Origin of the sequence: Nostoc sp. (assembly GCF_036919675.1) — a bacterium.
GTDB lineage: Bacteria > Cyanobacteriota > Cyanobacteriia > Cyanobacteriales > Nostocaceae > Nostoc.
This window is the reverse complement of the sequence record NZ_JBALCP010000118.1, coordinates 40,719-46,718: the sequence shown is the minus strand read 5'-3', so window position 1 is coordinate 46,718 and position 6,000 is coordinate 40,719. Positions and strand designations below refer to the sequence as shown.

5 protein-coding genes are annotated in these 6,000 nt (G+C 40.4%); 4 read left to right on the top strand and 1 reads right to left on the bottom strand.

Features of this window, described 5'->3' with window-relative positions; all coding sequences use genetic code 11:
- Window positions 1-209 precede the first annotated feature (209 nt).
- Both V7K49_RS26540 and V7K49_RS26535 read left to right on the top strand, forming a co-directional pair.
- Window positions 210-2,564 carry a ComEC/Rec2 family competence protein gene (locus V7K49_RS26540; protein WP_335208290.1) on the top strand — a complete coding sequence of 785 codons (2,355 nt, stop codon included), beginning with the start codon at window positions 210-212 and terminating at the stop codon, window positions 2,562-2,564.
- Window positions 2,565-2,748: 184 nt separating this feature from the next.
- Window positions 2,749-4,413, top strand: coding sequence for an alpha-amylase family glycosyl hydrolase (locus V7K49_RS26535; protein WP_335208289.1), 1,665 nt, complete (start codon window positions 2,749-2,751; stop codon window positions 4,411-4,413).
- A 200-nt stretch (window positions 4,414-4,613) separates the two neighbouring features.
- Here the strand turns inward: V7K49_RS26535 and V7K49_RS26530 are convergent, their stop codons facing one another.
- Window positions 4,614-4,868, bottom strand: coding sequence for a hypothetical protein (locus V7K49_RS26530; RefSeq protein WP_335208287.1), 255 nt, complete (start codon window positions 4,866-4,868; stop codon window positions 4,614-4,616).
- Window positions 4,869-4,993: 125 nt separating this feature from the next.
- Here V7K49_RS26530 and rpsO point away from each other — a divergent pair, with 125 nt between their 5' ends.
- Complete coding sequence (gene rpsO / locus V7K49_RS26525; protein WP_041565894.1) at window positions 4,994-5,263, top strand: 30S ribosomal protein S15; 270 nt, start codon at window positions 4,994-4,996, stop codon at window positions 5,261-5,263.
- Between the two features lie 12 nt (window positions 5,264-5,275).
- Window positions 5,276-5,746, top strand: coding sequence for a PAM68 family protein (locus tag V7K49_RS26520; protein WP_335208286.1), 471 nt, complete (start codon window positions 5,276-5,278; stop codon window positions 5,744-5,746).
- The last annotated feature ends 254 nt before the right edge of the window (window positions 5,747-6,000 follow it).

Below are 6,000 nucleotides of genomic sequence, written 5' to 3'. Positions count from 1 at the left end.
GATGAAACGAACACGCTTATCGAAGTTTGAGCGGCGAAAGCCGCTCAAACTTCGGTAGGCGCTTCAGGCGCAGATAATTAAGAGTTTGGAATATTTGATTTTTGAATTTCATAGCCAAATTCAGCAACGCCGATTTTTCTCTATTGCTACCCTAGCTATTTTTAAGTTATATCAAGTTCGGGTTGTCAGGTGCTTTTACAAAAAATCTTATGATTCAAACCAGTGGTGTAATTATTTGTCTTGGCTACATTTTTGGGTTGCTGTTTACAGCAGTTCCTTGGGGTGGTGTGTGGATTTTGGTTCTGGGGATAGTGGGAGCAATTCTTTTTAGAAGACGCACCAGTTCACAGCAACTTGCTCAGAAACCAGAAAATGCTGGAAGCAAAAATAAGGCAGTGCTTAACACTTGGCAAACTACTCCCCATGCTCGAATATGGCTAGCAGCTGGCTTAGTGGGATTATTGGCAACTCTATATTTTCAATGGCGAGTGCCGCAACCGGGTGCAAAAGATATTAGTCAGTTCGTCCCGCCTGGAAACAGCAGTAATCAAGAACAACTTGTGATTGTTCGTGGCCAAGTGGCGAGTAATCCCCGCTTGACTCGCAGTCAGCGAGGACAATTTTGGCTGGAAGCGACTCAGTTAGATGAAGTCAAAAATGAAAAAGGTTCAGCAGGTTTCCCAAAAGGGGTAACGGGCAAATTGTATGTGACAGTGCCTATACTTCAGGCTACTGGGTTATACCCTAGTCAACAGATTGCTGTGACTGGAATTTTGTACAAACCAAAGGCGGCTTCCAATCCTGGTGGTTTCGACTTTCAGAAGTTTCTCAAGCAAGAAGGAACGTTTGCTGGTTTGATTGGGCGACAAATAAATGTTTTGGATCAGGAACGTAAATGGGGATGGTGGCAAATTCGGGAGCGAATTGTGCGATCGCAAGTTCGTTGGTTGGGTATCCCGGAAGGGCCTCTTGTGAGTGCAATGGTTTTAGGCAGCAAAGCTGTAGATTTACCCTACGATATCCGCGACTTATTTGTACAAGCAGGATTAGCTCATGCTTTAGCAGCCTCCGGGTTCCAAACTTCCTTGATTTTGAGTGTGATATTACAGTTAACTAGGCGGGCAAAAAAAGCAACACAATTTACCCTTGGCTTTTTGGCTTTAATCATTTTTCTGAGTTTAACAGGTTTTCAACCTGCGGTACTCAGAGCCGTAATTATGGGTTTTGCGGCATTAATTGGTCTGCTATTAAAAAGAAAGGTAAAACAGTTGGGATCATTACTATTAGCAGCAACTCTGTTATTAGTGTTTAATCCTCTATGGATTTGGGATTTAGGCTTTCAATTGAGTTTTTTAGCAACACTGGGATTAGTCGTAACAGTACCTGCATTAGTCAACCGCCTAGCATGGCTACCACCTGCGATCGCTGCTTTGATTGCCGTTCCCCTAGCTGCAACTCTTTGGACTTTACCTGTACAACTTTTTGTATTTGGAGTTGTACCATCTTATAGTTTGTTGCTAAATGTGGTTAGTACTCCTTTAATTTCGATCATTAGTATAGGTGGAATCATCAGTGCCTTAGTAGCTTTAATTTGGACTGAGGCAGGAAGCTTTCTGGCTGGAATGTTGCATTATCCTACTGATTGGCTAATTAAACTAGTGGAATTTTTTAGCAAGTTGCCAGGAAATTCTGTTGCTGTAGGCAGTATATCTACTTGGCAGCTTCTGGCGATTTATGTATTGATTATATTAGTTTGGCTAGTGCCTTGGTGGCAGCGACGGTGGTGGTTTGCGAATGTGATTGCGATTGCTTTAGTATTTATCCCCCTTTGGCATTCTACAAATACATTGTTTCGGATAACGGTATTAGAATCTGGTACAGAACCAATTGTAGTTGTTCAAGATCGAGGTAATGTAACTGTAATTAATAGTGGCGATGAAGGGACTGGACGTTTCACAATCCTACCCTTTTTACAACAGCAGGGTATAAATCAAATCAATTGGGCGATCGCAACTGATTTCCAAGGCAATGAAAGTAATGCTTGGTTGGAATTACTACAACGTTTACCAATCAAAAAATTTTATGAATATTCCCCTAAGCCAGAAAATTCTCTTGCAACTCAGGCAATTCAACAAGAATTACAAAAGTATCAGGGAGCTTATCAACCGCTGGTAGTTGGTCAAGCTGTGGAAACTGGTTCAATAGTGGCACAATTAATCAACGAGCAATTACCCATATTACGATTGCAAATTTTAGATCAGAATTGGTTATTAGTAGGTAATATCAAGTCTAAAGAGGTACAAAAACTAGTTAAAAATGGAAGTTTGCCTCATCCACAAGTGCTGTGGTGTGCCCCTCAGTCATTAAAAGATTTAGTTATTGCTCTGAAACCAGAAGTAGCGATCGCTTCTTCTGGTAACTTTGATCTAAAAGCTTTATCTGAACTTAACCAAACCCAAACTAAACTATTTTTTACAGGACGAGATGGGGCTATTCAATGGACACCTAATGGTCAGTTTGAGGCATTTATTGAAGCGACAGAAAATAAGTCTTCTATCTTATAAAAAATTCACAGCAAAGTAAATTTAAAAGTCCAATATTTCTTTTTAAGCAAGACTAACTAAAGATAGATGTATGGTCATTCGGAAGGAACTAAAATCTCGGAATGTCTCAGGGAGAGGGTAAGTTTCTATTCTCATACCTGGTGACACGGACTACTTCCGAGAAGATATATTTAAAACAAAGGAAATGGCAAGTTTAATTGAATTTACATTGTTTGCTCCTCGTAACAAAAGAGCAGCTTTAATTGGGTCTTTTTCTGAGTGGAAAGAAATCCCAATGGAAAAAAGTGAAGATGGTTATTTCCGCACTCAAGTAAAACTGGAAGACGGCATTTATCAATATAAATTTCGTGTTCAAAGCAAAAGCCCAAATTTTGCACTTGATGAATGGGTAGATGTTATTGACCCGAATGCAACAGATGTTAATGAAACAGAAAAATTTAGCATGGTACAGATTAAAAATGGGCAACGCATTATTGATACTTATATCTGGCAATATGACGAAAAACCGTTGCCAGACAATCGGGAATTAGTCATATATGAAATGCACGTTGCAGATTATACTGGTGATGAGGTTGGGCTTGACAAACGAGGCAAATATTTAGGGATAATTGCCAAGTTAGATTATCTGGTTGAATTGGGAGTTAATGCAATTGAATTAATGCCAGTTAATGAGTATCCGGGTAATTATAGCTGGGGCTATAAAGTCCGCCACTTCTTTGCTACAGAATCTAGTTACGGTTCAACAGAAGATTTAAAACGATTAATAGATGAGTGTCATGCTAGAGGCATTCGCGTTTTTATGGATGGAATTTATAACCACACCGATGAAGAATGCCCGTTAATGCTAATTGACCGGAATTACTGGTATTACGAACACATGCATTATCCTGAAGACCCAGATAATTACTGGGGGCCAGAGTTGAATTATGATAATTATGATAAAAAATTAAATGTTAAACCTGCATGGAAATATGTTGGGGATGTAGTGCAATTTTTCATTCAGGAGTATCACATTGATGGAATTCGTTTTGATGCAGTGCGCCAATTGGCTAACTTTGAATTTCTCGACTGGTTGGCACAGCAAGGGAAAAACCATGCTGCACCCAAGCAGTTTTATAATATTGCTGAACATATTCCCGATACAAAAACTATAGTCAAGCCAGATGGGCCATTAGATGGTTGTTGGCATGAGAGTTTTCGGTACTTTATAGTTCCATATATTTGTGGAGAAACATTTGAAATAGAACAACTAAAACAAATTTTAGATCCCAAGCAGCAGGGTTATGCGATCGCTACCAATGTGATAAATTATTTGGCAACCCACGATCGCGAACGTCTATTGCGAGAATTAGGCGATCGCGGTATCTTTGACGCAGACGCATTTAAGCGAGCGAAGTTAGCAGCTGTTCTCTTAATGACAGCGATGGGTATACCAATGCTCTGGATGGGAGAAGAGTTTGGCGAATACCAGCTAAAAAGCGAAGATGTGACTAAGCCACAGAAGATTAATTGGTCTTTGTTGTCAGGGGACCAGAATCGTGATTTATTTGAGTATTATCAAAAACTCATTGCTCTACGCAAGCAGAATCTCGCTTTGCAAAGTGACAATATCGAGTTTTTCTACGAAAATGCCGACCATAAAGTGCTGGCTTATACCCGCTGGGATGAGCAGAATTCTTATGTCGTTGTCGTGGCTAATTTTTCTGACCAGAATTTAACTAGATATCAAATTCCAGACTTCCCAACTGCTGAGTATTGGCAAGATTGGTTCCTCAAGCGAGAAGTGGAAGTTGGGAAAGATGGTTTAATCACTGACTTGCCAAGCTATACAGCCAAGATATTTGTTTAGCAGTAGCCAGCCAAATAGTAGGTGTAGGTTCTAGTTTACTCTGCTTGACTTTGTTTTTATTACGCGATCGCTAGTCCGCAGTATCCAAACATCGAAATTGTGTAGTTTGCAACTAAGCAATCACAAGGACTTTGACACTTTTACATTTTGTTACATAGTTAGGTTAATTCGCACCTACCTACTTAGAGAATAGGATCATTTTAATAGTGATTAATTGCAAAGGTTCGCTCTCCAGCTGACTCTACTTGCAACACTCGTTGGCAAAGATTTAGTAATGTTCCGGCTCGGTGTTCATTAAAAAGTAGGCGATCGCCTCTTATATCAACTTTTGTAATCACGCCCATAAATTCCTGTGAAAATCGCAATAGTAGGATTGCCGCAGGTATTGCTTTGTGAAGCGATCGCATCTGCAAATACAATTGGTTATAGATTATACTTACCGCCTCGACCACCATCTGACTTACTTAGTATTTTACAGTGCAAGGTGTAGCAGCAAAGATGATTCCACATCCAGCTTGAGGGCTGTGATATTATGGGAGACTGCTACATACATTTAGAAAAACTAGAAATTGAATCGATCATGGCTCTGACGCAACTGCGGAAACAAGAAATAATTTCCAACTACCAAGTTCACGAAACCGACACTGGTTCAGCCGATGTCCAAGTTGCCATGCTAACTGAGCGCATCAACCGCCTCAGCGAACATCTCCAGGCAAATAAAAAAGACCATTCTTCCCGGCGGGGACTGTTGAAGCTAATTGGTCAGCGCAAGCGTCTTCTAGCCTATATATCGCAGGAAAGCCGAGAAAAGTATCAAGCTTTGATTGCTCGCCTCGGTATTCGTGGATAGGGACTACCGCTTATGTCTGCTGAAGAATCTGAACGCAGCCGCTTGCCCTTTGAACCAAACAAAAAGCGCCAAAAACCCGCAAAAACTCAAAGTAAATCGGTAGCACAGCCAGAGGAATCTGGCAAACAAGCTGATAGAAAACGGTCTTACACCAAACAAGAGATGGCTATTCCCCAAGTAGTCAGCCAGCGGATGATCCGACGGATAGCTGTGTTCTGTGGTGTACCAACAGCTTTAGGTATTACCACCCTGGTTGTCAGTTATCTGCTTGCTATCTACTCCCACATCCAACTAGCTCCCATCGCCGTGTTATTGGTAAATATGGGATTATTTGGTTTGGGGGTCTTAGGGATAACTTATGGCGTTCTCTCTGCCTCTTGGGATGAAGAAAGAGTCGGAAGTCTGCTGGGTTTGGGTGAGTTCAACACCAATTGGGGACGAATGGTGGGAGCTTGGCGCGAAACTCGGCAAAAAAACTCATAATGAACGGCGCTCAGGGATTAGATAACTACGATATTGGGTAAATAAAGAAGTGAATGTTGAAGTTGAAATTTTATAACTTCAACATTACTAATTAAAATTATGTAATAATTTTTATACTCCATATCCTGTTATTTAACAGTAAAATCACTGACTGAGCGTCAACCTACTGACTGAGCGGTATATTTTGTAAATAAATTTTATTTTTAAATATTCGTAATTAGGGCAATAGGCAACAATAAAGTTAGCCCATTTAA